Here is a 24,290-nt window from a genome sequence, read left to right as displayed (position 1 = left end):
ATTTATTATGAAATTAAAATATATCACGATCATTTTTCCTTTATTGGTACTCTCATCCTGCCGTGACAGTTTCTTCGAGACTGCTCCTGCAACCCAGATTACGACTCCCGAGGTATTTTCTTCTGAGAATAATATTGATGCCTTTATCAACGGATCGATCCGCTTTTTGATGGAAAATAGCACCTCTCAGGACAATCCTGGGCTCCCGACCATATTCCTCACACATGAAGTGATGGGAGAGGACGCTATTGCACGTGACGGCCGTTATGGTTTTCGGGACTCATATCCCTATAAAGATCCTTTTGACAACACCACTCGCCGGGCGCTTTTCTTTTGGACCTTGCAATATAAATCTATTGACCATGCCAATAATCTGATAGCCAATGTGAAAATTGACGATAACAGCAAAGAAAGCTTAAAACACCTCAAGGGGCAAGCCTATGCCTTGAGGGGATTGAATTATCTCAATCTCGTACGTCAGTACCAGTTTACCTATGTGAAAGACCCAAATGTCAAGGCAATACCGATTTATACCGAACCGACGACACCAACGACGGTTCCCAAACCACTGGCTACAGTAAAGGAGGTTTATGAGCAGGTTATTTCCGATTTAAAAGAAGCCGAAAAATTACTCGTGGGTTTCAAGCGGAAAGTGAAGAACAGACTCGACCTCAATGTCATTTATGGTCTACTGGCTAGAACATATTTGACACAGGAAAATTGGGCGCAAGCACGTGATTATGCAGCAAGAGCACGTGTCGGTTATCCAATTATGACGGCAGAGCAGTACAAGGAAGGATTTAACGATGTCAGCAATCCGGAGTGGATCTGGGGACACCCACAGACCGCGACCCAAAATTTGGGTGGAGCTTCTTTCTTAGCCTATATTGAGACAACTCCTTACGCAACAGATGCCAAAGGTGTAAATCTATATTTTGGTTATAATAGCATTATTCCTGACCCCAATTTTATCAGCTTATTTACAGCTGCTGATGTGCGTAAATCGCTTTTTGAGATTGCCAAGCAACCTGCTGAGGCGATCTATCGTTCTTATCGTTACCGTAAGTTTAGAAATAAGCACCCTAACCGTGATGGACATATCGTTTTAATGCGATCATCGGAACAGCTGCTTATCGAAGCCGAGAGTAGAGCTCGCCTGGACGATGTAAAAGGGGCTATAGACCTCCTGAACGAATTAAGACGTAAACGGACTTTGCAAGATCTCGATGTCGCAAATTTTGATAAGGCAAAGGCGGTACAGGAAGTTTTATTGGAGCGCCGTAAAGAATTATGGGGTGAGGGTTTCCGTCTTTACGATATCCTGCGGACGCAGACGGCGCCTGTACGTCGCGAGGCTAATGAGACCTTTGTGGATGATGCTGGAAAGACAGTAGCAGTAATGGGACATTATATTCTCAAGTTTCCAGATGGATCTAACTTATCTCCAAATAGCAAATATTTTTTATTTCCAATACCTCTAAACGAACTGAATAATAACCCAAACTTGCAAAACTAATCAATGGTCAGTTGCTTATAGGAGTTACTAAAAGGCCACTTAGAAAAACGCTAAGTGGCCTTTTATTTAAATGCTTTATTTTAAAAGAAGCTAGCTATCAAATCAGGGAATGAGCCTGCCGTTGGTCATTTGTTCCATTTATTGATCAAGACGAATTTCTTCCGCTTAATGAATAAGCTAGCAAGCGAGATTTACCTTATTCTTTTTTTAATAAGAGTGCTATATCCTGTTTTGCGAGCACATGACCTTTATTGACAATATTACTTCTTAGATAAAGAAAACATTGGTCATTATGGTCGAGTTTACCAATAGTCAGTTTTACCGATTTGATATCGAGCGTGTTAATTTCCGATGGATCCATCTTATCGGGGTCTGCAATTAGTTGTCCGTCTTTCCTAATTTCTTCAAAATCCCAGGAGTATCCCTTCCATGGTCCCGCAACTAGTGTTGTCTTTTTGCTGTCCATGATGCGTTGACTTTTGTATTTCAAGGGTATACTGTCGATCACGATCGTATAGTCCTTAAGGTGAATTGTGAGCTCCTTTAAATAATGAGGAAAGTCTTCGGGCTCGAAATAAATGCTGTTGTCTTTGTGAATGATCTTAAGCTTTACGATCCCTATTTTGTCTATTTTTGCCGATTGTGAAACTTGTATAAATACCGCGTACTCCTGTTCGCTAATGCCTAGATTTTTGTGATATGGCATAAGTTCCCCAGGTTTTAATCCGCTCATTGTTTTTAGAAACCAATCTTGGTTCTGTTGAATGGCAAGTTTCATTTTTTTGAGAATTTCCGACTCAGCGGCATTCAAAGGAGGGGATCCCAACACCTCTACAATATAGTTACCCTCAGGAAGTAATGTGTCAACGAATTTAAGTGCTATTACCGTGCTGTCTGTTTTAGTCCTCTCTTGCGCAAATCCATTCACGGAAAATAGTAGGGTAGTTATGCAGGCGATGAAAGAAAGATATCTACGGAGAAATGTCATGTTGAATTTGAGCTTTTGTAAACGTTATAGGCGTTTAAGTTACAGCTTAATTCTGATAAATAAGAAGCTGAAAAGGAATCACATAATAGGAAATGGCAAAGAGAACTTGCTGAAAGTACATTTAACAATTTGATAATACCTGATTATTAACTTTGCAGGACAGCTTAATTAGATTAAGAACGTGAATTATATTATTATCGTAGGGGCAACCCAAGCCTTAATGGCTTTGGGAATTTTATTGAAGGACAAAAAAAATAATGGACAGCATGATAATATCCTTTCTTATTTATTAGCCTCCATTTTTTTGCACCTGGCAATCAGTTTTGCATTGAACGTCTTTTGGCCCAATTCAAAAATCCATCAGCAATTCAATACATTTATCGCATTGGCATATCCCGGTTTGTTATGGTGTTATATACGTTTTCTCGAACATAAGGGAAAGTCCATCGATATTCTTTTGGCGATGTTTCCATCGATAGGTGCATCTATTGGTTACTTTTGGATTGCTGCCTATGTGATCAACCATTCTGGCGAATTACCACCATTCATCAAACTGTACAATTCAATATCTGGTTATGCATATACGATATTATATATCGTGTACCCGTTAAAAATTTTGGCTAAGACACATACGATACCGACATTTTGGAAACTTGAAAAACGTATGGTTAGACTGGCCGCTTCCCTGTTCCTGTTTGTTGGACTCGCATTTTTAATCATCAGCATCTGGACTCGACTATCTGATATATCCGTCTATTTTAATCTTATCCATCTGTGGCTCCGTCTGATTATTTATTCTATATTGGCGGTTATCTGCATATCTATTATTTATGTCAAAGTAAGCTCCTTCCTATACGTTCATTTATATCAGCAGGAGCAAGTAAAGCCGCGTATTCTTGACCATCAGCATGAAGATCGGTTGGACAGCTCGATGGGGAAATCCCGATGCCCATCTGCTGAGGAAAATGAAAGGAATGCCGGTATAGACTATGTAGGTATTTTGGCGAAGGTAGAAAATCTGATGTCCCAGCATAAAGTCTTCTTAGATCCAAGTCTCACATTAGATATTCTTGCTACAAAGGCCGATGTATCACGTCACCATCTTTCCGAAACGTTAAATCAGTACCAGGAAAAGTCCTTTTATCAGTATGTCAATGAGTATCGAATTAAGGAGGTTATTACATTAATGGATCTGCACAAAAGCAAAGGAGAGACCATCAATATACTTGCGATGGCATTTCAGGCTGGATTCCATTCCAAATCCTCGTTTAATCAATATTTCAAAAAGGTTCAGGGCTGCACGCCTTCGGCCTATCTCAAAGCAAAACCACATTATAACCTAGTGAATACCTAAGTGAATATGCTTGTCCATCGGGCTGGAAAAGCGGGTATTAATTAATCCTAAAAGCGGTGTTTCCACGTCGCGATCAGCGTATCAATTTATCGGTAACCTAATCTTAATGCAAAGTTAATGTTTGTAAATGTCATTAAATGAGTGTTTTGTGGTGTTTGATGCTAATTGATCGTACTTCTTTATCGAGAAAGACGACAGGCATCTCATGAAATATCAATTTCGTAGCAAATAACAAAAATTGATTACATGATATGAAAAGAACATTACTCTTTTTGATTTCGTTGATGCCCTTCTTTTTACAGGCACAACAAATTACAGGGACTGTCACTTCAATGACCGACGAGGTATTGCCTGGCGCTACAATACAAGTGGGGAAGTTGACTGCACAAACCAATCTCGATGGCAAGTTTACACTGATTTTAAAGGAAAAGGGACCTGCTCGACTTGCTATTTTATACACCGGTTATCAAGCATTCGCGTTAGATACACTTGTTTCAGGCGAGGGAGTTCATTTGGGAATAATCAAATTGCAGCCATCCAATAATAGCCTGGGCGAGGTTGTAGTTGTCGGTTCTTCAGCTGGTTCTCAGCTCAAGGCATTAAACATCAAAAAAACGGCAAATGCTATTATGGAAGTATTGGCGGCGGATGCTATTGGTAAATTACCCGATCGCAATGCTGCCGAAGCGGTACAACGCATTCAAGGGGTTTCCATTGAACGAGATCAAGGGGAGGGGCGATATGTTTCCGTACGTGGCACACCCATACAGTGGAGTGCGTCTTTGTTAAATGGGAACCGGCTTCCTTCCGCTAGTCTTGACTATGCAGATCGACGGATTCAGATGGATATTTTCCCCTCAGAGATGATTCAATATGTGCAGCTATCAAAAGCAATCACTCCGGATATGGAAGGAGATGCGATCGGAGGATCTATCAATTTTATTACCAAAGCAGCTCCCTTAAAACGTACACTCCATATCAATGCGGCTGGCGGCTATAACGGACAATCTCAGCGCGGATCATACAACAGTTCAATCCTCTTTGGCGACCGTGTTGCGCAGGGAAAATTGGGTTATATCCTTTCGGCAGTAATCTGGGACCGAACAGCTGCTCAGGACCGATATAACCTAAACTATGATTTTTCGAACAGTAATGCTATGCAGGCTTTTTCCATCACAGATCTACAATTGCGGGATTATATTGCACGCCGGCGTACATTGGGATTTAATGGTGGACTTGAATATGCATTTAATGAAAGGCACAAAATCATGGCTAAGGGACTCTATAGCGAATATATGGACGCTCAGCGTGTCCGTGAGAATTATTTCTATTTTAATACTAAAACAGCGACCATAACAACCAGAGCCGCAGATTACCATACAAGCCTTTACTCTGGGGAGCTTAGCGGGCAGTCGAGTTTTTCAGAACGATTTGGATTGGATTGGGCACTGAGCATGGATAAGTCCGCTTTTAAATTTATGGACCCCGATTACTATCCAATGGCAACCTTTTCCCAAAAGGTTGATTATGATGGCTTGGCTCCAGATGGAAAGAAATACCTCGCGATGGATTCGCCAGATGGAACAGGGGACTATATTGACCATATCCTACCTCATCTTGCTTCCACTACAGCGATTAGCGCAGAAGCCATGAAATTAACACAGGTTGTCAATATCAGGAGCAAAAATCAAGAACGCAACAAGCGTGTTGGAGTAAACTTGAAATATACACCTAGCAATTCGTTGATCGTTAAATTTGGTGGAAAGTTTATCCACAAGGATAAGCAGGTAGAAAACCCCTATAGTATTTATGTAGCCGGTATCTCTGGAGCTGCTCCAACATTAGCCAGCCTAGGTACGGAACCCTATCCCTATCGGGGTGGTTTTTTGACCGAAATAGGATCGCCCTACAACAATGTGCTTATTGATCAGGTAGCTATGGCATCAGTGAGGCAACTTGCATCACCGGAGGGTATTGCCGAAAACAAGTTGTACCCATTCCGCGTCGATTCAGCTAGCAACGCATCAGGTGCCGCCAACTACTACAGTGGAAAGGAAAATGTATATGCAATTTATGGTTCTGCTGAATTTAAATTGACAGAGCAGCTCACCATTATAGGAGGAATACGAAACGAGTACAACAAAGTTACTTTTTCAGGCAACAAAGTATCAACGCTCGCAGACAAATCGACTAAAGTAGAAGCAATCAATCAGGACAATAGCTATAATGCTTTTCTGCCAATGTTGCATGTAAAGATCAATGCGACGAAGAATGACATTATTCGGCTGGCATTTACGCGAAGTTTCACCCGTCCCGATTTTGGTAGCCTTAATCCCGGTACGACACAGGACGATATCAACCGTGTCATCACCCGTGGTAATCCAAACTTGAAACCCACTTTCGCTAGCAATTTTGATCTCATGGCCGAACATTACTTTGGCGGCATAGGTATGTTTTCGGCAGGCGCATTTTACAAAAAACTTTCCAACCTGATCTATTCCAATCAATCTACACAAGATATTGATGGTGTTTTATTCAATGTAAATGAGCCCAAGAATCTTCAAAATGCCTGGCTGTTAGGTTTTGAAGCCGGTATATCCAAGCGATTTACAGAGCTGCCAGGAATATGGAAAGGATTTGGAGTAGATGCCAACTATACCTATACAGACTCAAAAGCGAAAGTTCCGCGCTTTGACAAAGGAAAATTGATAGAAGATGAAAGCGTGATTCCTAAGCAGGCAAAACACTTGTTCAATGTCTCCTTCATCTATGAGAATAGCAAGTTTATGGCACGTATTGCCGGCAATTATAAAGGTAAATATCTTGATGCCATTCGTCAGGTCGCAGGACCTGAGCATTACCGTTGGTATTCAAGCAATTTTTCGGTAGACTTTTCTTCTTCCTATAGTATCAACTCGAAATTCAGATTATTCGCCGAGTTAAATAATATTACTGGAGCCCCGGTGCGCTACTATCATGGTGTATACGATCGTGCCGAACAAGCCGAATGGTATTCTGTCCGTGGTCAAGTGGGGATCAGTGCAAAACTTTTTTAAAATATAACAAATATGGAATTCAAACAGATTATCCTAACAACGTTGTCCACCCTGGTACTAGGTACTGGAGTTATTCATGCTCAGCAATCCGAGCTCCCACAGCTTAATGCATTAAAGATCAATCAGATTCAGGTGCTTGGTACGCATAATAGTTATGCTAGGCCTGTAGATCCACGTCTTGCCGCCTATGCTGACCCTATTTTTGCAAAAATGATGGAAAAGATGACCACATTAATCCCCGCGGACAAGCTTGCGTCATTTAAGGAGTTTCATCCAAATCCGATGACGATGAGCGAAGGCTTGAAATATGATCACCCATCTTTTGATGTACAGCTCGACAGTGGTATTCGGAGTTTAGAAATGGATGTCTATTATGACCCTACAGGACATCGTTTCAATAAGCCCGCTGGGTACGAAGTATTAAGTAGCATGGCTGTTTCGGATCTGGCGCCCTATCAAAAGGAAGATTTGGAAAAGCCAGGTTTCAAGATGCTCCATATTGCAGATTTTGATTTTCGATCGCATTATGCTACTTTCCGAGGCGGCTTGAAAGCGTTAAGAAATTGGTCCGACAGACATCCCGGACATCTTCCGATCTTTATTATGGTCGAAGCAAAGGACAAAAGCATACCAATCTTTCCAAATAGCGCTGAGGTTCTCCCTTTTGATGAAAAGGCATTCGATCAGCTGGATGCCGAAGTTGTCGAAATATTGGGAAAAGATAAGCTTATTACCCCAGATGATGTACGTGGAAAGCATAGCACCTTACGTGAGGCGGTGCGTTCGGGCAACTGGCCGACCATTAAAACATCCCGTGGAAAATTTGTTTTCTTGTTACTTCCGGCCACTGCTGGAATGAACCTTGAATCTGCTTATGTTAAAGACAGACCCAATCTTGAAAAACGTATCATGTTTGTACAGTCGGAACCCAATGATAGTTTTGCATCTTTTATCCTGTTGGACAATGCGCTAGTTCGTCAAAATGAAATTCAAAATCTTGTAAAACAAGGTTATATTGTTCGTAGCCGTTCAGATATCGAAACCTACGAAGCAAAGATCAATGACTATACGAGGGCAGATGCGGCTTTTAATAGCGGAGCCCAAATTATATCCACCGATTTTTTTAGACCCGGTAATGGTTACCATACATCCTATTATGTGAAGTTGCCTCATGGCAACCCCGCTCGTTCAAATCCTATCAATGGAAGAAAGTGAAGCCTAGAGGCTCAAAAACAATAAAAATAAAGAATAAAATAGTACCGTTTCAATAGCGAAGCGGTACTTAGGTTGACGATGTGAAGCCAAGAGATTATTGCCCCATTGTTGTTTCAGATTCCAGTATAACCAAGTAACGCTATTGATTAAATTTTTATTTACTGGCGTAATAACAACTTTGACTGTAAAGACGTTGTAAATTTGCAGTCGAAAGCCAGCAATATTTTGTGAGTATAAATTGTTTGAATTGGTTGAATGCTACAAATTCAACTCCTGAATCGGAGCGAATGGGATTCTCGGCCACGTAGTTATGTGCAATTTGATGTACCCTTTTGCAGATCAGATTGCATTCTTCCTGTTGTTGCTTATTTAGATTAGGAAATTTAATTTCCAGCCTTTCATTTATAGGTTTTAACCAATTTTTCCCAAATTCCATGGATAGTTGGAGTCCATAATTTAATATTTCTATTGATAGATTCATTTGAGCCATAAATCATAATAAGTTTGTTGATCTAGTTTTGTTTTTGCTCGCTATAGACGCTTACTTGTATAGGTTCTTGATTAGCTTTTTATACTATTTCTAAGATAGCAATTTATCCTTAAAAACGTATTTGTCATCTTTGTAACAATTCAAACGAAAGCCTATGTATTCACATTTCTGGAATAGCCCATTTCAAGACTATGTCGTTCTTGAAGCCTCTTTTTCACGCGGAAAGGACTCTATTGACTTATAATACATATAACCAAAGTGTTCTACTTTCTTTGTTAAAAAGAAGATTTTAAACGATTATATTTATCTTGTGATTGCCGGCTACCATACATTGATTCAAAATGAAGAAAATCAAGCATTGGACGACTACCTAGTTTTCAAGACCAGAAATGTGATTACCTTTGAATATTGGGTTTTGTTCAAATTAATAATAAATTATGTTAAGTTATATCGCAGCGATTGGCCTAGTTTTCTTGGGAATAATGCTTAAATATTCCTCTCAAGACAGTTATAGTCCATTACGAAAATATTGGATTTTTTTTACGATTGGATGGGTGTTGTCCCTACTTTATAACCTATTTCAATTACTTTAGGTGATATACAAAATTCTACTGTTGTTTGGCACGGTCGTAAGCCATGTTCAAGAGATAACAAGCATAGCCTACGTCTTGTTTATTGTGAAGCTGAAAACTTATCCATCCTGAATTTTTAAATACATGATGATCCTTAATTTTCCCTTCAAATATCAGCGATTGTTTTAGCTCTTTATTTAATAAGATATCCAATAAGCCATTACTGTGTACATGTGCAAACTCTTTTCCTTTATAATTAAACTGAGTCCCACCATATTTATGTATTCCAATCGTAGTTTCAGGCATCTGCGCCATATCTTCCTCCAGTTCATCGATCCAATCCAGTAATTCAGGTTTGGTAACAAACATCCAAAATCTCATGAGACTATCAAATATAATGGCGACTAAAGGGATATCCTTTAAAAAGCCAGCTCTTTTCACTACAAAAGAAAACATAGACTATCTCTCGCTTAATAATTTAATATGCTCCATTACTCTAAAATGAACATTCCTGGTGATACTTTCCGCCCAGAGATCATAGTACCAAGTAGGGAAGACATGAAGATTATACCAACTGTTCCCCACAAGGGTGGTGGTGCCATTTCCATTGTCCTTCAATATAAATTCACCTCTTTTTATATCGATATGTCCCATAATTTCAGGGTCTTTGGGTTGATCAACGATATCAAAAATCAGGTTTTTATTGATATCAAATTTTACAATCTTCTCATCGAAGATATATCCATTGCTAAAAATGCATTTTCGGTTTGCACCCAGTTTATGCTCACTTACCGTTGTCGCCATAGGGCTGGGCATCCCTATTTTAAAGAGCCAATAGTTTTCCTTCTGGTGGATCGGATCAAAGGCGACCACGTGCTGCCACACCTCTGCTGGAGTCGCATGAATCAAGATCTCATCAGAAACCATATTTTCGTGATAATGGTCACTTAGGGAGTCAACAATAAAAATTCCAAGTAATAGGCTCACAATGCTTATATTCAATTTTTGATTTCTCTTTTTAAACATTGCTCTTCCAATAAAGGCGCCCGCGATAATAAAGCTAAAAATAAGAGGCGAAACAATTAGGAGACAGATAAAGCCCTCACCTAGGAAGAAAAAACTCATTGAGATCGCAATAAGACAGTTCACGACAGAATGTCCAGTGATTTGTTTTCCCCTTATCCTAGTGTCTTTCCAAAACCAAGCAGTGATAATACCCATCAACATTGGAATAATCACAAACTCTGAAAAAACAAGTATACCTGGATCTTTGGGCATCAATGAAGACTGGATGCCAATGACTAAGAATGCGAAAATATTGGCTGTCAAAATTCCTTGAACTGTTTTGGAATTTACTACTTTATATAACGTTTCTTTCAAATTCATTGTACTCGATCGTTGGTTTTAGTCTATTAAAAATGAGGTCTTTAGTTAAAACTGTGGCGTTGTCTGCATTCCTTTACAATTTAGTAAGAATTTAAGAGATTGATGATCTTAAATTACGATATCCATAATTTTTTCGTAAAAACCAACCGTACAATCTTATTTAAATCAATATAGCCTATAAATTTATGTGGTTGATCCTGAGTGTGATAAAAATTAAATCAATCTCCCGTATTGAATATTTACTAATAATATTAGTAATTTTGAATACCACAACCACCGAAAATAAAAGTCGTGCGGAACGACTGGATAGCGAATTGAAAAACATGGAAAGGAGTATAGTACATTGTGATCTGGATACATTCTTTGTATCTGTTGAGCGTTTGCAGAATAGCAAGCTAATCGGAGTACCCGTGCTCATAGGGGGGAGTAGCGACCGTGGGGTAGTTGCATCCTGTTCCTATGAGGCCCGTAAATTTGGCGTACATGCCGCTATGCCGATGCGGCTTGCGCTACGTATGTGTCCCGAAGCTATTGTGGTGCGGGGTGATCATGATATGTACAGTCAGTATTCCAGTATTGTGACGCAGATTATCGAAGAGGAAACCCCCATTGTTGAAAAAGCAAGTATAGATGAGCACTACCTTGATGTCTCCGGAATGGACCGCTTTTTTGGCTGTTGGAAATGGACGCAGGAACTCCGCCAGCGGATTATCAAACAAACAGGATTGCCCATCAGCTTTGGACTATCCGTCAACAAGACCGTTTCTAAGATCGCGACCGGCACAGCCAAGCCTTGCGGCGAAAAGCAAGTTCAAGGCGGAAGCGAAAAAGGATTTCTAGCTCCACTGTCCATCCGCAAGATCCCCATGGTCGGTGAAAAATCTTTTACCCTGCTGCGCAATATGGGGATCTCTAAGATCGGAACCTTACAGCAGATGGAAGTATTCACGATGCAGAAAGTCCTCGGCGAGAATGGGATTAACATCTGGCGTAAAGCCAATGGTCTGGACGATTCACTGGTCATACCTTTTCGTGAGCAGAAGTCCATGTCCAAGGAGAACACCTTTCAGCAGGATACCATCGATATGGATGTACTCCGCCGCACCCTGATCAGCATGGTCGATACACTGGCCTTCGATCTGCGGAAAGATCAGAAGCTGACGAGTTGTGTCACCCTCAAGATCCGCTATAGCAATTTCGATACCCATACCCAACAGCTGCAGGTCGGTTATACCAACTCTGACCGAAAATTAACGGAGGTTGTGCTTTCTCTTTTTAAGAAACTCTATAGCCGCAGGATGCTGATACGCCTTATCGGGATCAAGTTCTCCGGACTAATCTACGGTTCCTATCAGACCGACCTCTTTGATGATAGTGCCGAAGAGGTCAACCTGATGCAGGCGATGGACAAGATCCGAAAACGTTATGGTGCCGAATTTCTGATGAAAGGCATCTGTGCACCACTACCGGGGAAAGGAGGGGAGCATGCTCTTAAATCTACATAGCTACTTTAGCTTACGCTTTGGTACACTGAGTCTGCAGGATCTTATTTCGGGGATGCGAGCAGGCGGTTATGATACCGCCGTGCTGACCGATATCAACAACAGTTCTGGGGCGCTGGATTTTATTAAAATGGGACGTGAAGCTGGACTCAATCTCCTTGCGGGCATGGAATTCCGTGATGGCGATCAGCTTTGTTTCGTCACCATCGCCAAGAATGAACAGGGATTCCGGGAGATCAACGAATACCGAACCAAGCTCAATATGGAAAACCGTACCACACCCGCGCGTGCACCTGAGTTTGAACAGGTCTTTGTGATCTATCCCTTTAGCCGGATCAATACATTTCAATTGCGGAACTTTGAATACATAGGAATCCGCCCGAGTGAGCGTACCCGTGTGCAACTGTTGGAACGCAAGCTGCTTGACCGCTGTGTCATCCTGGCACCAGTTAGTTTCCGCCGAGCTGATTATACCCTGCATCGGCAACTGCGAGCTATTGACAACAATCTGCTGATATCCCAATTGGAAAGGGAGCAGGTCGCTGCTGAAGACGAAGTCTTTGTTGCTAAGGTCAAGCTGTTGCAACTATTTTCCGAGTTACCACAACTGCTTGCCAATACCAACCGTATATTAGGGCAATGTTCCTTCAGTTTTGATTTTACAAGTGTCAAGAATAAAACGACCTTTACCGACAATCGGTACAACGATAAGCAATTGCTGCACAAGTATTGCATGGAGGGCTTTGCCAAACGTTATGGCAAGAATGATGGTATCGCTGCCGATCGAATACAGCGCGAACTTGAAATCATTGAAAACCTGCGTTTCTCGAGTTATTTCCTTATTACCGATGATATCTGTCGGCATGCGCGTAGCCGCAGTTTTTATTATGTAGGCCGTGGGTCAGGAGCCAATTCTGCTGTGGCCTATTGCCTCGGGATTACGGATGTTGATCCAATAGCCCTCGACCTTCCTTTTGAGCGTTTCCTCAATCCGAAGCGGAAAAGTCCACCCGATTTTGATGTCGACTTTAGCTGGAATGAGCGGGACGAAATGTATACATATATTTTTAACCGTTATCAGACTGGCCATACCGCATTAATGGGTGCCATGAGTACATTTCGGTCGCGTAGTATCCTGCGTGAACTCGGTAAGGTATATGGTCTTCCCAAAGCAGAGATCGACCGACTGGTGCACGAGCCGGAGCATATGCTCAATAAAAATGAAGTGACCAACACCATTTTGAGCGTGTATAATCGCATGGCCGATTTTCCCAATCAACGAACCATTCATGCCAGTGGAGTACTGATTTCCGAGGAGCCGCTGACATGTTATTCCGCCATGGACAATCCACCCAAAGGACTACCCACCATGCAGTTTGACATGTATGTTGCCGAGGATATCGGTTTTGAAAAATTTGATATCCTTTCTCAGCGCGGCATCGGCCATATCAAAGATTGCCGTACCATCGTTCGGGAGAACCTGGGTGTTGTCATTGACACCGATAATCCAAAGCGCTTTTTCGAGGATGACAATATTGCCGCACAACTTAGATCCGCCAATACCATCGGCTGCTTCTACATCGAAAGCCCGGCCATGCGACAGCTCCTGACCAAACTTCACTGTGATGATTACTTAACCTTGGTGGCGGCCTCATCTATTATCCGGCCGGGTGTAGCCAGTTCAGGCATGATGGGTGAATATATCCGTCGCCATCACGATCCCAGCACAGTAGCTTATCCACATCCCGTATTTAAGGAGCAGCTCGAAGAGACCTATGGGGTGATGGTGTATCAGGAGGATGTGATGAAAATCGCCAATGCCTACGGTGGACTCGATATGGCCGACGCTGATGTGCTACGACGTATGATGTCGGGCAAATATCGCAGCAAGGATCATCTGATTGAGATCGAGGACAAGTTCTTTTCCAACTGCAAAACCAAAGGCTATGACGAAAAAATCAGCCGGGAGATCTGGCGGCAGATGGAAAGCTTTGCCGGATACTCGTTTAATAAGGCACACTCGGCATCCTATGCCGTGGAGAGCTACCAGAGCCTCTTTCTCAAGACCTATTATCCCTTGGAATTTATGGTTGCGGTGCTCAACAATTATGGCGGTTTTTACAATCGTAAGGTCTATGTTAATGAGGCGCGTATATCCGGTGGAACGATCTGCCTTCCCTGTGTCAACCAGTCGATTTTCAACACCTCGATCCAGGGTAAGGATATCTATCTCGGTTTCGATTGTCTGCAGAATCTCGAAGGGAAATTAGCCCGTCGAATTATCTCCGAGCGTGAGCGCTACGGAGCTTATCAGAGCATGGGGGACTTTGTCAAAAGGACGCAAGCGGGCCTTGAGCAGGTCATTATCCTGATCCGTGTCGGTGCTTTGCGGTTTACGGGCCTAGGGAAGAAGGAATTGCTGTGGGAGGCCCACCTGTTGATGAGCAGACATAAACCCGCTGTGGTAGGTATGGTCCTGTTTGAGACTGAGAGCCGCAAGCCGATTCTTCCCCCTTTGGAAGAAGATATCTTGGAGGACTATTACGATGAGATGGAGCTGATCGGTTTTTGTGTGACAGGGACGCTCTTTGATCTTGCCAAAAGCGATTACCGTGGTGATATGCCATCTAAGGAACTTCATCTTCACGAGGGTAAAACTGTACGCGTTGTCGGCGATTTTATCTGTGAGAAGTTTGTCAAAACCAAGCACAGAGACCAGATGAAATTCGGAACCTTCCTGGACGCTGAAGGGCATTTCTTTGATACCGTACATTTTCCACAAACACTCGTAAAATATCCCCTAAGAGGAGCGGGGATCTATCTGATCGAGGGCAAGGTCATCGTCGAATACGGATGCCCATCCATTGAAGTGCTCCGCTGTGCGAAGATGCCTTTAAAACCCGATCCGAGGAGTGAGTAGTTTTTTTGCAAATGCCTACGAATGATAATTTATCTCCAACGAATTATAATTCGTCCAATTTCCTAGAGTTTTTACAGCTAAATTTAAGCGTAAAATAAAGTTCACATCTTTAATGACTACAATGGCTGTTAGCTTATTTAAAGAGAAATAGCAAGCTTCTAAATGGAAATTATAGGATAAAATTTAATCGCAGGATTGATGAACAAAAGAACTTGCTTTTCAAAAAATAAAATGATGAAAAAAATGGTAATTTCTATCGTAATAATTCTAGTAGCCTATGCAGCCATACAGAGCGGTTCTGTTATCAATTTATCACCAAGTTTATTGTGGAATAGAGCCAAGTATAAAAAGTTTGCCGAACTGCAGGAAAAATTGCAATGGGATAATTTTTTGATGTATAGGGTAACTCAAAATAGGAATGGTAGCATTCGATATTTCCCCGAACAGAATTTTTTCTTAATAGCGAGCTCTCCTTATTTTATAAAAATAGATCGTGCTGGAAATAAGGTGTTTGAACTAGAAAACAGTCCAGGATTAAAGTTTTTAGACGCCATAAATTGCTATGTAACTACAGAAGATGGTATTTACGACTTTTCGGCAGAAAAACCCCATATAGAACATTTTGCTGAGATCTTAAATACAGACAGTACTATTTCAGACAAAGTTTGGGTTGAAGATTTTTTTGGTAAATTTTACAACACATCGGATGCTGTATTGTACAGCTATCATACCGAACTGATCAGTAGAGAGGCGGTATATTTTCGTCAGAATGGCAAATGGATAAAACTTTATACACCTAAATCTTCATCATTTATTTATGCAGAAGGTTCAAAAATACAATGTAAAATAAATAAGGAACAAATTTTGCCGAAATGGCAGGATGAACACTTTCTGAAAGATGTGCAAAACGCAACCTACTCAAACGAGCTCAGGTATACGGATGCTTACATCACACCTTTTAATTCGGACAATACGTTTTTCCCTGACCAAAAATTGGACTATACCAACAAAGGGAAGGTAAAAACACAGGCTTTTGCAAAAGAAACTTACACGACTGAGGGGTATTTGAATCCAGGTATTCCCAACGAATTTTATGGAACAGCATATTATGACTTAGCAATTGAAAACACGGTTTTGAATTTTAAAACCGTGGCTAATAGAGCATCTTTTGGAGGCAACATAGAAACTTATCTGCATGTATTCGAATTGCCAGCTAAATATGCTGCTAAAAGTAATGTGCGTTTTTTGACCTACGATTATAGCACCAATTTTCACGAAAACAAGAAGCAGGGCGTGTATATTATTAAAAATATTGGGAATTAATAACAGTATTTTATAAAAAAATATCTGTTCCTTTTGTCGAAGACATAAAAGAACCCGATTTTTATAGATCCTTGTAAAATCAAGCACATGAAAAAGATTAAAAAGTTCCTTTTACCAGTTATCATCCTAGGCCTAATAACGCTAGCTGTCGTTTTGGTAACCAACAGCAACGTAACAGCCGAAACCGAAAAGCTGATTCTCACCGAACTTAAAGATGTGCCAAAAACGAAGGTAGTCATCATTTTTGGCGCTGGTATAAACGGCGATCAACCAAGTAGGTATCTAAAAGATCGGCTGGATGCGGGGATTTCACTGTACAAAAATAACAAAGTGGATAAAATATTGCTGTCGGGAGATAATGGAAGAGATGAATACGATGAGCTTACGGTAATGAAGTTATATTGTCAGAAAAATGGTGTCGATACCACAAAAATTTACATCGATTATGCTGGGTTTGATAGCTACTCGACCATGTACCGTGCGAAACATATTTTTCATGTTGATACCGCAATTTTGGTATCTCAGAAATACCACCTGAATAGATGTATTTACCTAGGTGATAAATTGGGTATAAAATCATTGGGTTATAGCGCAGATAGGGGCGTTTATCCAGGTTATAAATACTATGCATTTCGGGAAAAGCTATCCGTCACAAAAGCCGTTTTGGATATTATAAGGGGCAGAAAACCAAGGTATCTAGGTGAGCCAGTTGATATAAACGGAAAATCAAATTATACAAAAGAATAGCTTATGAGATACCTTCTTTTCTTTGTACTGCTCGTGTTTGTAGGCTGTAATCCTATCCCCAAAAAAGATAAACACCCAGATGTGCCCCAACTGATCGAATTGCTAAAAGATGAAAGCAAGTTCAGAAAAGTGACAGATATGACTGGACTAAGTGGTCTAGTTTTTTTAAACGACGACAGAATACTTTTAAAACCCGACAACAGCAATTCGCCCCTAAAGATTATTGATGTAAATAAAAACATAATCTTTGAAAAGATTTACAACTGGGAACAGCCATTTTACATCGATAAACAGGGGAACTTATATTTCAACGGCAAAAAGTTTTTCTATCCAGATTATGGAAAACAAGAAGATTTCAAAATGATGGTTATCGCCGATAGTTTGCATAAAAAATCGGAAGAATTGAAAGATCTGAATGATAGCTTGCAGATGGACGCTTTAAAAAAATACGAAGTAGAAATGTTGAAACCATATGGACTCAAACCTTGTCCCTACACGATCGTGAATACCGAGCGCTGTGATGTATTTCGAGTGATCAACCAGACTTTGGTCGTTAGACAAACAGATCTTTTTAAAAGCGAACTTGATATAACAAAAACTGAAATTCCTAAATTCGATGACGATGTTTTGATTGGTTGGCGCAATGGCAAACTGCCCAGTCTGGATTATTTGGCTTATTACGAACTGAAAAAGCAACGCTTTAAGTGCGATGATATGACAGTGCCCAAAACCGTAACCTTAAAAGGCAAACAGTACTTTTTTGCTCCTAGTTTGGGTTTGTACCAAATTTTATTTTAATGCGGTCAATTAAAATAAAATGCTATTGAAAAACCTTTGCGAATGACACTATTTCAACTTGCTCACATCAAAAGTTTTGGGCATTTTTTCTGTTTTAGCCAGCTCTTCTCTTACACACTTCCTGATCAGTCAAACTATAGCTCTATAAATCAAGTAGAGGAAAAATAAAGTTACAACAAGACCGATAATTGGCCAAAAAGTCATTAATCATAGAATGAAATCAATTGTGTGAATCCCCACAGTTAGCTATTTCTTTATTTTATTAAAAAAATAACCGTACGGACAGGTCCTGAGCGACTCTCGTATTTATAAAAAGACTACAATTGATTAACTTTTGTTATGAGCTACATGAAAGCGTAGAGCATCCTGCGGTGTCATCATAGTTGGAAGGGCGCTTCACAGAAAATTCTGGAAATAGTTCTTGGTATGGATTTTCTAAAGCCTGCGTTAGTTTAGTTAGCATTTCTGTTTTCCCGTTACTAATTTCTTCGATACACTGGTAAAGCAGGTAGTTTCTCAGTATGAATTTAGGATTTGTCGTTTTCATTAATTCCAGGGATTCTTCCCTTGAAATCGTATTTGATTGCAGACGGGATTGGTACTGATCAATAAAGTCTTCAAGTTTTCTGAGCTTTTCTTCATTTAAAACAGTATAAGCTGCAGGGCTGAAATATTCCTTTAAATCCGTATCTGGAGTTATTTTTTCTAATTGATTGAAGAACAAAGTATGATCCAATTCCAACTCCTGCATGATACCCTGCCAATTGGTGAGAAAGTCTTCATCCTCTTTTCTGAGCCCATCAAATCCGAATTTTTTACAAAGCATTTTGTCATGGGCTTCCCAAAAATAAACTCCAAAATTATTTAGCGTGCTTTCCAAAAATTTTTCATCATTGATTATTGGCTGAAGGGCATTTGCAAGTTTCCAGAGATTCCAGTGTGATATCTGTCCCTGCTTTCCAAAGGCATATCTTCTTCCCGGAAGATCCGTAGTATTTGGCGTGAAATTTAAATTATATTCATCCATCATAGAATAGGGGCCATAATCAATTGTTAACCCTAAGATCGACATATTGTCTGTGTTCATTACACCATGAACAAAACCTACTCTGAACCATTCTACCATTAAGTCAGCTGTCCGGATACATACATTTTCGAAAAAATCTTTATATTTCTGATGATCGGATGAAACAATTTCGGGAAAGTAATTTTCAATCGTAAAATCAAGCAGGTCCTGTAACAGCTTGTGCTCGCCCTGAGCAAACATCAATTCAAAATGCCCGAAACGGAGGAAGCTTTCAGCAGTTCTTATGACTACGGCCCCTTTTTCGTATCGTGGATTTCCGTTATACATGATATCCCGAATAACATCTTCTCCAGTAAAGGCCAGGCTCAAAGCTCTGGTAGTGGGTACGCTTAAGTGATACATCGCTTCACTCATCAGGTATTCGCGTACAGAAGACCGCAATACAGCCCTTCCGTCTGCACGTCTTGAATAGGGAGTTGCACCGGCTCCTTTCCACTGGATCTCTGTTTTCTTACCCGTAGCATTGGTAATTTCCCCAGCGAGAATCGCTCTTCCGTCTCCCAGCTGTCCTGCCCAGTTGCCAAATTGATGTCCGGCATAAGCAGTGGCATAGCTCTGAATATTGTCGGGAAGCTGGGATCCCACCAGAAAATTAAGATCCTTTTCTTCAAATTTTCCCAGCCCTATTTCTTCAGATAGAGTCTCGTTAAAAGCAATTAGTTGGGGATGGTCAAACCCGGCAGGTTTAATCGTAGCAAATAAAACTTTTGGTGTGTTTCTCTGCGTTGGATTATTGGAAAAATCTCCGGGAAATTTTTTAAGGAAAGGTTGTCCGATGTTTTCGATATTCATACCTCAAAGATATTAATTATAAAAGATAAGACCTTCCAAATTATTGAAAGGTCTTGAATGTTCAGTTTCTCATTGCTATTGCTCTAAATAGCTTGAATTTGTCTAATCATTTGATTGGTAAATCCCCATTCGTTATCATACCAGGCCATTACTTTTACAAGATCACCATCGACAACTCTTGTCATTTCCAGATCAACTGTCGCTGCAAACGGACTTTTGATGATATCGGTAGATACCAGTGGTTCGTCTGTTACGGTTAGCACCTTTTTATAGCGATCAGTTTTGGATTCATCGATCAAAACCTGGTTTATCTCTTCGATTGTTGTGGGCCTTTCAGCAATAAACGTAATATCAGATATGGATCCCACCGGAACAGGCACCCGAACTGCTATGCCGTCAAACTTTCCAGCGTATTGCGGAAGTGCTTTTGTAGTTGCTATTGCAGCACCGGTAGCGGCAGGAGCGAGGTTAATTCCTGCAGCCCTTCCCATACGCGGTTCTTTTTTTGAAGGAGCATCTACAAGTGCCTGCGAAGCAGTATAACCGTGTGTGGTATTCAGAATTGCTTTTTTGATTCCAATTCTTCTTCCTAAAATTTCGATGATTGGACTGATATTGTTGGTCGTGCAGCTTGCACATGAAAAAACAGAAACCTTTCCATCTTCGGTATTTACACCATGGACAACAGTGGGCGTATCTTTGGTCGGGCCCGAGATCACTACAAATTTTGCTCCGGACGTCAGATGTTTTTCAGCATCGGCTTTGTTCGTGAAAATACCTGTACTTTCGATGATGATGTCAGCTTGAATATCTTTCCAGGGTAATTTTTCAATTTCCCTTATGCTCGTATATTTAACAGCTTTTCCATCGACTACAAGTGTATCTCCCTCGATACGTACATCTTTTTCATATTTACCATAATTACTGTCATATTTGAGGAGGTAGGCAGCGTTTTCGATACTCATCAGATCATTGATTCCGACAACCTCAAGGTCGGCAGTTTCTGTTATTATTTTTAAAGCGGCGCGTCCGATGCGGCCAAATCCATTAATAGCAATCTTTTTCATAACATTCCTTTTAATTCTGTTTATATTTTTTCTATTTAATGTATTGTCTAAGTTCTTCTATTTTCCGATAAAAAAGATTGACATTGGTCAAGAAATTCCCTTTGCTAAAGTCACTGAGTAGTTTTTACTGATTATTAAACTGTCCAACGTTTTATAGCTAGGGTAATGGAATTATTGCAAAGTCACTGTTCAGGAAAAACCAAAGATAGCTGTTGCTATTAATTATTGAATTTTTTTGTAATATACTGATTATAAATGTGTAAAGTCTAATTCCGTTTGTCATTTTTTTTATCAAAAGCTGACAAAAACAGTCTAAAACCGCAATTCGACGCATCTTTGAAAATGTATAAAGCCCACAGATGGAATTGACATACAAGATATTTGCAGATCATTATTAAATAATTATGTTTGTACATAGTGAGCCGTTTCCCATTTCTATTTCTGCTAATATCAACTTTGGTTATAAAATGGTGCTTTTTTCGAATTTTATATGTTTGTACATATTTATTTTTTGATTAATCTTGACCCTGCAATACATTTATGAATCTTCTAAAATTTTTAAATTAATAAAGACAGACAATGAAGTTTACTATTCTCTTTTTAACATTCGCATTTATTTGTTTTAACTGCGTAGCTCAAAAGAATCCCGAAACCTTTAAGGTGATGGCATGGAATATACTGCACGGAGCCAATGATAGCAAAGACGGCAAAGCCCATGCGGTTCAGATTATAAGAGAAATAAATCCGGATGTCATATTGATGGTGGAAACTTACGGCTCCGGTAAAGAGATAGCCGATTCCTTAGGTTACAATTTTCATTTAGTTGCTCCCGAGGGAACAGCTTTAAATGATAAAAAAGTTAATTTGTCAATTATATCAAGATATCCTTTTGGAGAACGAATTGATACTGAATTTCCTTTTTTTCTGGGCGGAAGAGAAGTTATCATCCAAAACCAAAAGATCCGGTTTTTCTCGAACTGGTTTCACTATTTACCATGGGAAAACGAGCCCGAAAAGTTGGGTAAAACAGCCGAAGAGCTTCTTGTTTGGGAAAGATCAGGTGCTAAATACGAAATGATACAGAAAGTATTACCCTATCTAAAAAAGTATGCTGCACAGGCAGACTCAGTACCCATGATTCTTGGTGGAGACCTAAATACCCCTTCTCATTTGGATTGGGACAAGAATACCAAGAAAATTCACAATAATCTGGTGGTTCCCTGGTATTCAACAAAAGTATTGGCAGATATCGGATTGCTTGATACGTATCGAACATTGAACCCAAATCCCGTCACACATCCGGGTATAACATGGCATACCAAAGGAGAAAATGATGACCATAGGATCGATTATATATTTTACAAGAGTCCGAAGTTAAAAGCCATAAAATCTGAGTCTTACCAAGTGTTTTTTAATGACACCATAAAACTGAATGGCAAAGAAATTTTATACCCTTCTGATCATGGTTTTGTCGTGACAACATTTAAAGTAAGGTAAAAGGGGCATAATCACATCAGCAATACAACCCAATTATATATTCGTATACCTGTTCAATTTGCTATTATTATTTAGACAGTCTCGTTGGAATAAAGCCATTAAAATGACGATACCTAAAGCTTGTTTTGGCAAGATCAAATAATAGAAAAAGCATCATTTCGTGGCGATAAAAAAAATACATATATTTGCAATATACTTGAATGGTCAAGTATATTGCAAATATCATAGTCATGGAAATAAATACAATTCTAAACATCATAAAAATTCAATCTGTCCTTACCAAGAAGTTTGACGGTTTGAGCCTGCATGGAATAAGTCTTACAGACTTTATGATCTTGCATATTTTAAGCAAAGCCCCCGGCAATCGTTTAAAAAGAATAGATCTAGCAGAAAATACTGGTTTAACTGCATCGGGAATTACGCGCATTATTTTACCGTTGGAAAAAATTGGGCTTGTTGAAAAGGACAGTAATGAAAGGGATGCCCGTGTAAGCTATGTTAAGCTCAGTACAGCCGGAGATAAAGTTTATAAGGAAGCGAGCGTTACGGCAGATTACATTTCCAAAAAACTGTTAGATGGAATGGCGGCAGAAGATCTGGAAATTTTCTCAAACCAGCTGAAGTCATTGGGGGGTGATATCTAAACATTAATTATGAATATCGACAAAAAATATTTACATCCCACTTATGAAGCCGGTCGGGATCTTGCGCTAAAAAATATTCAGGGATCAATTGTAAATTTAAATCTGATACGTTTGAAGGAAATTGCAGATTATTCCGATTTTCCTAAGATTGCACCTGTCAGCAAAATTTCGGGATATGATGCTTTTATGCAATATATACAACTGGCCAAACCATTTGTAGAACAGGGGGGCGGGGAAATACTTTTCATCGGGAAAGGAGACCGCTTTTTGATTGGTCCTCAGGACGAGCAATGGCATATATGCATGCTGATCAGGCAAAAAAGCGTATCGGACTTTTTCGCATTTGAGCAAAATCCGGGTTATATGCAAATTGCAGGACATCGTTCCGCCGCTATCTTGGATTCAAGACTTTTACCTTTGGAAATTGCATTACTGTAAATTATTTATGGGATATATTGAGCTGAAAAATGCCGCCATCTATTATGAAATATATGGCGAAAAAAAAAGAGAAACTATCGTGCTGGTCAGTGGATTAAATACCCAAATGACACGTTGGGAACTTTCATTTTGTAATCAACTTGTAGAAGAAGGATTTCGTGTGATTTGCTTTGATAACAGAGACTGTGGAAAAAGTACTTTTACTACCGATAGAAGTAACGATATCCATAGCTTTTCTCTGAATGATTTTTTACAGCATCCCGAAAAACATACTGCTCCTTATTCCTTAATGGATATGGCCGATGACATCGGAGATCTACTACATTCACTGGGCATTCAACGTGCACATATTGTCGGGCGATCAATGGGGGGAATCATAGCACAGCTATTTGCATATAAATACCCCGCATTGACCAAGACGTTGATTTTATTAATGTCCTCATCCTTTAATCCTGCTCTCCCGAAGGCAGATGATGCTTTGATAAGAAAAATGACAAGCTCAACCACAAGTTTTAAAGATAATAAACCAACTTTCATAAAGGAAAAAATCGACTTTATGAAAGCTATCTATGGAAACCAATTTAGTTTTAATGAAGAAAAGGAGTGTGCGCTAATTATCGAGGACGAATGCCGAAAGTCATCTCTGATAAAACCTTTTCGTCAGATCATTGCCCTTGTAAGCTATAAATACGACCCAGATGTCCTACATAGTCTCCATGTGCCGACATTGGTGATACACGGCGATCAAGATGCGCTATTTAGTACAGAACATGCGGTTGATTTAAAAAATAATATACCTAACTGCGAGTTGATCCTAAAAAATGGAATGGGACACGCTATACCAGAGGCATTGTTTCCGTCATTGATAGAGGATATTTCAGCTTTTATCACTAAATAA

18 protein-coding genes are annotated in these 24,290 nt (G+C 40.0%); 13 read left to right on the top strand and 5 right to left on the bottom strand.

The genetic code is table 11. The annotated features are described in order from the left end of the window. The first annotated feature begins 7 nt into the window (after positions 1-7). Entirely contained in the window at positions 8-1,516 is a 1,509-nt protein-coding gene (locus ABFX33_RS18215; protein WP_257091447.1) for a RagB/SusD family nutrient uptake outer membrane protein, read from the top strand. A 196-nt stretch (positions 1,517-1,712) separates the two neighbouring features. On the opposite strand, the gene ABFX33_RS18210 is transcribed toward ABFX33_RS18215, so the two are convergent. Next, positions 1,713-2,504 (bottom strand): hypothetical protein, encoded by a 792-nt coding sequence (locus tag ABFX33_RS18210; RefSeq protein WP_346087313.1) that lies wholly within the window; start codon positions 2,502-2,504, stop codon positions 1,713-1,715. A gap of 181 nt (positions 2,505-2,685) precedes the next feature. Between ABFX33_RS18210 and ABFX33_RS18205 the strand changes: the two genes are divergently transcribed. The 3 genes from ABFX33_RS18205 to ABFX33_RS18195 all read left to right on the top strand — a co-directional run bounded on the left by ABFX33_RS18205 (position 2,686) and on the right by ABFX33_RS18195 (position 8,129). Beyond that, positions 2,686-3,858 carry an AraC family transcriptional regulator gene (locus ABFX33_RS18205; RefSeq protein ID WP_346087311.1) on the top strand — a complete coding sequence of 391 codons (1,173 nt, stop codon included), beginning with the start codon at positions 2,686-2,688 and terminating at the stop codon, positions 3,856-3,858. A 251-nt stretch (positions 3,859-4,109) separates the two neighbouring features. Then, complete coding sequence (locus ABFX33_RS18200; RefSeq protein ID WP_346087310.1) at positions 4,110-6,914, top strand: TonB-dependent receptor; 2,805 nt, start codon at positions 4,110-4,112, stop codon at positions 6,912-6,914. A 12-nt stretch (positions 6,915-6,926) separates the two neighbouring features. After that, positions 6,927-8,129: a Ca2+-dependent phosphoinositide-specific phospholipase C gene (locus tag ABFX33_RS18195; RefSeq protein ID WP_346087308.1), complete on the top strand. Its 1,203-nt coding sequence runs from the start codon at positions 6,927-6,929 to the stop codon at positions 8,127-8,129. Between the two features lie 1,098 nt (positions 8,130-9,227). On the opposite strand, the gene ABFX33_RS18190 is transcribed toward ABFX33_RS18195, so the two are convergent. Then, positions 9,228-9,647, bottom strand: a complete 420-nt coding sequence (locus ABFX33_RS18190) for a luciferase domain-containing protein (protein WP_346087306.1) — start codon at positions 9,645-9,647, stop codon at positions 9,228-9,230. A gap of 3 nt (positions 9,648-9,650) precedes the next feature. Then, entirely contained in the window at positions 9,651-10,577 is a 927-nt protein-coding gene (locus ABFX33_RS18185) for an SRPBCC family protein (protein ID WP_346087304.1), read from the bottom strand. Between the two features lie 260 nt (positions 10,578-10,837). Here ABFX33_RS18185 and dinB point away from each other — a divergent pair, with 260 nt between their 5' ends. From dinB to ABFX33_RS18160, 5 genes are all read left to right on the top strand, one after another. Beyond that, entirely contained in the window at positions 10,838-12,082 is a 1,245-nt protein-coding gene (dinB, locus tag ABFX33_RS18180) for a DNA polymerase IV (protein WP_346087302.1), read from the top strand. Further along, positions 12,063-14,999, top strand: coding sequence for a DNA polymerase III subunit alpha (locus tag ABFX33_RS18175; RefSeq protein ID WP_346087300.1), 2,937 nt, complete (start codon positions 12,063-12,065; stop codon positions 14,997-14,999). Before dinB ends, ABFX33_RS18175 begins: the two co-directional genes overlap by 20 nt. 231 nt (positions 15,000-15,230) lie before the next feature. Next, complete coding sequence (locus tag ABFX33_RS18170; RefSeq protein WP_346087298.1) at positions 15,231-16,322, top strand: hypothetical protein; 1,092 nt, start codon at positions 15,231-15,233, stop codon at positions 16,320-16,322. Positions 16,323-16,409: 87 nt separating this feature from the next. Continuing rightward, positions 16,410-17,069, top strand: coding sequence for a SanA/YdcF family protein (locus ABFX33_RS18165; protein WP_346087296.1), 660 nt, complete (start codon positions 16,410-16,412; stop codon positions 17,067-17,069). A gap of 3 nt (positions 17,070-17,072) precedes the next feature. Further along, the gene (locus tag ABFX33_RS18160; protein ID WP_346087294.1) at positions 17,073-17,867 is read left to right on the top strand and encodes a hypothetical protein; all 795 of its coding nucleotides are present in this window, start codon (positions 17,073-17,075) and stop codon (positions 17,865-17,867) included. Positions 17,868-18,204: 337 nt separating this feature from the next. Here the strand turns inward: ABFX33_RS18160 and ABFX33_RS18155 are convergent, their stop codons facing one another. Both ABFX33_RS18155 and ABFX33_RS18150 read right to left on the bottom strand, forming a co-directional pair. Continuing rightward, positions 18,205-19,746: a protein adenylyltransferase SelO gene (locus ABFX33_RS18155; protein WP_346087292.1), complete on the bottom strand. Its 1,542-nt coding sequence runs from the start codon at positions 19,744-19,746 to the stop codon at positions 18,205-18,207. Positions 19,747-19,829: 83 nt separating this feature from the next. Beyond that, on the bottom strand, positions 19,830-20,813 hold the full coding sequence (locus ABFX33_RS18150; RefSeq protein WP_346087290.1) for a type I glyceraldehyde-3-phosphate dehydrogenase: 984 nt from the start codon (positions 20,811-20,813) through the stop codon (positions 19,830-19,832). A 579-nt stretch (positions 20,814-21,392) separates the two neighbouring features. On the opposite strand from ABFX33_RS18150, the gene ABFX33_RS18145 reads away from it, so the two are divergent. The 4 genes from ABFX33_RS18145 (at position 21,393) to ABFX33_RS18130 (ending at position 24,290) form a co-directional block, all read left to right on the top strand. Then, positions 21,393-22,310 carry an endonuclease/exonuclease/phosphatase family protein gene (locus ABFX33_RS18145; RefSeq protein ID WP_346087288.1) on the top strand — a complete coding sequence of 306 codons (918 nt, stop codon included), beginning with the start codon at positions 21,393-21,395 and terminating at the stop codon, positions 22,308-22,310. A 230-nt stretch (positions 22,311-22,540) separates the two neighbouring features. After that, complete coding sequence (locus tag ABFX33_RS18140) at positions 22,541-22,954, top strand: MarR family winged helix-turn-helix transcriptional regulator (RefSeq protein ID WP_120257102.1); 414 nt, start codon at positions 22,541-22,543, stop codon at positions 22,952-22,954. Between the two features lie 9 nt (positions 22,955-22,963). After that, positions 22,964-23,392, top strand: a complete 429-nt coding sequence (locus tag ABFX33_RS18135) for a hypothetical protein (protein ID WP_346087286.1) — start codon at positions 22,964-22,966, stop codon at positions 23,390-23,392. Between the two features lie 7 nt (positions 23,393-23,399). Beyond that, positions 23,400-24,290 (top strand): alpha/beta fold hydrolase, encoded by an 891-nt coding sequence (locus ABFX33_RS18130; RefSeq protein ID WP_346087284.1) that lies wholly within the window; start codon positions 23,400-23,402, stop codon positions 24,288-24,290.

Source organism: Sphingobacterium ginsenosidimutans (genome assembly GCF_039536865.1).
Lineage (GTDB): Bacteria > Bacteroidota > Bacteroidia > Sphingobacteriales > Sphingobacteriaceae > Sphingobacterium > Sphingobacterium detergens.
Note: the sequence above shows the minus strand (reverse complement) of the source record. Positions and strands in the feature narration are given on the sequence as shown.

Excerpts from the sequence above, each read along its gene's own strand:
- ABFX33_RS18215 (WP_257091447.1), top strand. The coding sequence starts at position 8 with ATGAAATTAAAATATATCACGATCATTTTTCCTTTATTGGTACTCTCA.
- ABFX33_RS18210 (WP_346087313.1), bottom strand. The coding sequence starts at position 2,504 with ATGACATTTCTCCGTAGATATCTTTCTTTCATCGCCTGCATAACTACC.
- ABFX33_RS18200 (WP_346087310.1), top strand. The coding sequence starts at position 4,110 with ATGAAAAGAACATTACTCTTTTTGATTTCGTTGATGCCCTTCTTTTTA.
- ABFX33_RS18195 (WP_346087308.1), top strand. The coding sequence starts at position 6,927 with ATGGAATTCAAACAGATTATCCTAACAACGTTGTCCACCCTGGTACTA.
- ABFX33_RS18190 (WP_346087306.1), bottom strand. The coding sequence starts at position 9,647 with ATGTTTTCTTTTGTAGTGAAAAGAGCTGGCTTTTTAAAGGATATCCCT.
- ABFX33_RS18185 (WP_346087304.1), bottom strand. The coding sequence starts at position 10,577 with ATGAATTTGAAAGAAACGTTATATAAAGTAGTAAATTCCAAAACAGTT.
- ABFX33_RS18175 (WP_346087300.1), top strand. The coding sequence starts at position 12,063 with ATGCTCTTAAATCTACATAGCTACTTTAGCTTACGCTTTGGTACACTG.
- ABFX33_RS18170 (WP_346087298.1), top strand. The coding sequence starts at position 15,231 with ATGATGAAAAAAATGGTAATTTCTATCGTAATAATTCTAGTAGCCTAT.
- ABFX33_RS18165 (WP_346087296.1), top strand. The coding sequence starts at position 16,410 with ATGAAAAAGATTAAAAAGTTCCTTTTACCAGTTATCATCCTAGGCCTA.
- ABFX33_RS18160 (WP_346087294.1), top strand. The coding sequence starts at position 17,073 with ATGAGATACCTTCTTTTCTTTGTACTGCTCGTGTTTGTAGGCTGTAAT.
- ABFX33_RS18155 (WP_346087292.1), bottom strand. The coding sequence starts at position 19,746 with ATGAATATCGAAAACATCGGACAACCTTTCCTTAAAAAATTTCCCGGA.
- ABFX33_RS18150 (WP_346087290.1), bottom strand. The coding sequence starts at position 20,813 with ATGAAAAAGATTGCTATTAATGGATTTGGCCGCATCGGACGCGCCGCT.
- ABFX33_RS18145 (WP_346087288.1), top strand. The coding sequence starts at position 21,393 with ATGAAGTTTACTATTCTCTTTTTAACATTCGCATTTATTTGTTTTAAC.
- ABFX33_RS18140 (WP_120257102.1), top strand. The coding sequence starts at position 22,541 with ATGGAAATAAATACAATTCTAAACATCATAAAAATTCAATCTGTCCTT.
- ABFX33_RS18135 (WP_346087286.1), top strand. The coding sequence starts at position 22,964 with ATGAATATCGACAAAAAATATTTACATCCCACTTATGAAGCCGGTCGG.
- ABFX33_RS18130 (WP_346087284.1), top strand. The coding sequence starts at position 23,400 with ATGGGATATATTGAGCTGAAAAATGCCGCCATCTATTATGAAATATAT.